This is a genomic window from Nocardia tenerifensis NBRC 101015 (assembly GCF_000308715.1).
Taxonomy (GTDB): Bacteria; Actinomycetota; Actinomycetes; order Mycobacteriales; family Mycobacteriaceae; genus Nocardia; species Nocardia tenerifensis.
The window spans coordinates 12,108-15,467 of record NZ_BAGH01000059.1 but is presented as its reverse complement, the minus strand read 5'-3'; the positions used below and the strand labels follow the sequence as shown (position 1 = coordinate 15,467).

The window sequence follows — 3,360 nt, the reverse complement described above, 5'->3', positions numbered from 1 at the left end:
CCCGGCGATGATCGAGATCCCGCAGGATCTGCACTGGCTCGGGCGTGCCGGCCGGTGTCTATCCGCGGTACTCAGTTCAGCGACAGTCGGCGTGAACCACTGGCGCACAGCGCTTCTGCGGGAAGCCTCACTGAGGTGCTGGTCGTTGCTCGTTCTCCGCCGCGTCGAGCGCCGGTACCAACGGTGCGAGCGCCGCGCGGAGCAGGTCGGGTAGTGAGCCGGTCGTCACCACGAAGCCCGCGCCGGCCAGTGCGCCTGCTGTCGGCTGTAACCACTGTTCCAAGGCGACGCGGATGGCGGCGGCCACGCTGGCTGCGAGTACGCGTGCGGTGAATTCGTCTGTGGTGCTGGTTCTTTCGGCGATCACGGCTGCGAGTGGATGCGAGATCGCATCGGTCGTACTGACGAATACTTCGCGCAATGCCGGATGTGTGGTGATCAACAGCAGGCCGTCGTTACGGTGCTCATCTGGGTCCGCGTAGTGCGCCAGGATCGCGTCGATCACGGCGTCGGCGAGACGAGTGTCCGAGGCCCGTGCGGCCACCGCCGCGGCGACTCGCTCCTCACGCTCGGCGGTGACGGCGGCGACGATCGCGTGCTCGCGACTGGAGAAATAGTTGTTGTAGGTGCGCGGGGAGACGCCGGCGGCCTCGGCGATGTCCTCGACCCGCACGTTTTCCGGCCCCTGCTCGAGGGCCAGCCGCAGCGCCGCTTTCCGCAGTGCCTCGCGGGTGGCCTGCTTCTTGCGCTCGCGTAACCCGGCCGGTCTTGTCGTCACAGCCCGATCCTGTCATAGAAAGATGCGTGTGCGAAATATTGCGTGCACGCAAGTTTCGCCTTACTGTGGCGAGGGCCGACGCACGATCGACGGAAGGGGCCACGCACATGCGAGGCAAAGGGATGACGTACGACACCGGCTTCATTCGCAACGGGCGGATGTCACGAGAGGACTTCGACCCCGAGGTGGTCCGGCGGGAGCTGGCCATCATCCGAGATGACCTGCACTGCAACGCCGTTCAGATCGTCGGCGGCGACGCCGATCGGCTCGAGCTGGCGGCGGCGTGTGCCGCGGAGTTGGGGCTCGAGGTGTGGTTCTCGCCTTACCCGCTGGAACTGACGACCGCGGAGATGTTGTCGCTGTTCACCGAGTGCGCGCGGCGGGCCGAGCGGATTCGCGAGTCGGGGGCCGAAGTCGTGTTCGTCACCGGCGTCGAGCTGAGCGTTATGAGCCGAGACCTGTTGCCGGGCAATGACGTTTGGGAACGACTCGGGTACCTGCTCGGAAACCCGGATGCTCGTGACGAGCGGCTCGCCGAGCTGAGCGCTCGTCTCGACAAGTTCCTCGCGAAGGCGATCACCGTGGTCCGCAAGCACTTCGGCGGCAAACTCACCTACTGCGCCATACAGTTCGAGCGGATCGACTGGACGCGGTTCGACATCATGTCGATCGAGCTCATTCGCTCCGCCGAGGTGGCCGATCGGTTCCGCGCGGGCGTGCGTGAACTGGTCGCGCAGGGAAAACCGTTGGCGGTCACCGGCTTCGGCGCTGCCACGTGGCGCGGGGCCGCCGATGTCGCACCGCGCAGCAACGAGATCGTCGAGTACGACAGCGTTACCGGCGATCCGATCCGGTTGGACGGGAACTACTTTCGGGATGAGGCCGGGCAGGCCGCATACCTTGAGGAACTATTGGAGATTTTCGACAGCGAGGGCGTCGACAGCACTTTCGTATTCCTGTTCGCGCTGCACAGTCACCCCCATCGGCCCGACGGCGATCCGCGGGACGACCTGGACCTCGCCAGCCTAGGCATCGTCAAGGTTCTCGACGGCCGCCGCGGTGAAACTTATCCGGATATGACTTGGGAACCCAAGGTGGCATTCTCCGCCGTCGCTGAGTATTACGGCCACTAAGCGTGTATGCACGCCATTCATAGGCTCCGATGTCGAGAATAAGTCACCATAAATTGGAACGTTCCAGAGGCGAAAGTTCCAATGCCACAAGGTAATTCGTGGAACGTTGCGCGGATGCGGAATTCGTGTTTGTCGGTGTGATCGAGTAATCTTCGCGGCATGTCCGATGCGCCGAACAATCCGCATGACACCTATTTCCGTCGGGTGCTGACCCGCTCGTCCGACGCGGTGTGTGCGATTCGTGGCGCGGTTCCTGAGAACCTTGCGGAGCTGGTGGATTGGTCGGTGATGGAGCTGCTGTCGTGCAGTTTCATCTCGAGGGAATTACGTTCCCGCTACACCGACATCCTCTACCGCACCCGCATGGCGGGCCGCGAGGCCTACATTTATGTGCTCTTGGAGCATCAGAGCCGCGTCGACCGCATGATGGCGTTGCGGATGCTGGGCTATCTGGTCGATATCTGGCGCTACTACCTGCGCCAGAACCCGAAGGCCCCAACGCTGCCGCCGGTGATCCCGGTGGTGCTGCACAACAACAGCACCGGGCGGGCGTGGGACGCTGAGACCGAGGTGTATGACCTGATCGATGTGGAGGAACCGGCCCGTTCGGCGATGGATCCGTGGCTGCCGCGGTTGCGGTTCCTGCTCGATGACGTCGCCACCATGGACATGGACGCGTTGCGGGCCAGGAAACTGACTCCCGCGGCGTTGGTGATGCTGGTGTTGCAGCAGATCGCCCCCGGCAATCCCCACCTCGAGGCGGACATGAAACCCCTGCTAGAGGACGTACGGGCGATGCAGGAGCAGCCCGGCGGCAGAGATGATCTGATCACGATGTTCACGTACATTATTACCGTCGGTGAAACCACCGCAGAGGACCTGGAATCATTGACCGACCAGCTCGGTCCCCGAGCCAAGGAGGCCGCCATGACCACCGCCGACCAGCTCCGTGCCGAAGGACTTACCGAGGCCTTGCTCATCCAGCTGACTCAAAAGTTCGGGTCGGTGCCTGGTCGTATCGTCGACGCTGTGCACAAAGCGGATCAAGAGCAGGTGAGTGCCTGGCTCCGTCTCGTTCTGACGGCCGACAACCTGGATGAGGTTTTCGGGGCATAACCTCGGCGGACTGGGCAAGATAGTCCGGTCAGTGGAAATAGGAGACGGCACATCGACCAGAGATGCCGTAGTAGCTCGATGCCAGAGCCAAGGGGAGGCCACTATGACAACCGCTGACCAGCTGCATGCCGAAGGATACGCCAGAGGTGTCGCCCTCGGACGCGCCAAGGCCTTGCTCCAGCTGGTGACTCACAAGTCTGGGTGGCCGCCCAGCCATATCATCGACACTGTGTTCAATGCGGATCAGGAACAGATGAGTGCTTGGTTGGGCCGCATCCTCACCGCCAAAACCATGAAAGACATGTCCGGCGACTAGCTTGAGTTTTAACCTCA

General features: G+C 62.9%; 4 protein-coding genes. 3 read left to right on the top strand and 1 reads right to left on the bottom strand.

Annotation, left to right across the window (positions count from 1 at the left end; all coding sequences use genetic code 11):
- Nucleotides 1–127: 127 nt before the first annotated feature.
- Nucleotides 128–778, bottom strand: a complete 651-nt coding sequence (locus ON39_RS05180; RefSeq protein ID WP_040731594.1) for a TetR/AcrR family transcriptional regulator — start codon at nucleotides 776–778, stop codon at nucleotides 128–130.
- Between the two features lie 122 nt (nucleotides 779–900).
- Here ON39_RS05180 and ON39_RS05175 point away from each other — a divergent pair, with 122 nt between their 5' ends.
- The 3 genes from ON39_RS05175 (at nucleotide 901) to ON39_RS05165 (ending at nucleotide 3,343) form a co-directional block, all read left to right on the top strand.
- On the top strand, nucleotides 901–1,911 hold the full coding sequence (locus ON39_RS05175) for a glycoside hydrolase family 113 protein (RefSeq protein ID WP_246003028.1): 1,011 nt from the start codon (nucleotides 901–903) through the stop codon (nucleotides 1,909–1,911).
- A gap of 159 nt (nucleotides 1,912–2,070) precedes the next feature.
- Entirely contained in the window at nucleotides 2,071–3,027 is a 957-nt protein-coding gene (locus tag ON39_RS05170) for an Rpn family recombination-promoting nuclease/putative transposase (protein WP_040731589.1), read from the top strand.
- Between the two features lie 103 nt (nucleotides 3,028–3,130).
- Nucleotides 3,131–3,343 (top strand): hypothetical protein, encoded by a 213-nt coding sequence (locus ON39_RS05165; RefSeq protein ID WP_040731586.1) that lies wholly within the window; start codon nucleotides 3,131–3,133, stop codon nucleotides 3,341–3,343.
- Nucleotides 3,344–3,360: the final 17 nt, after the last annotated feature.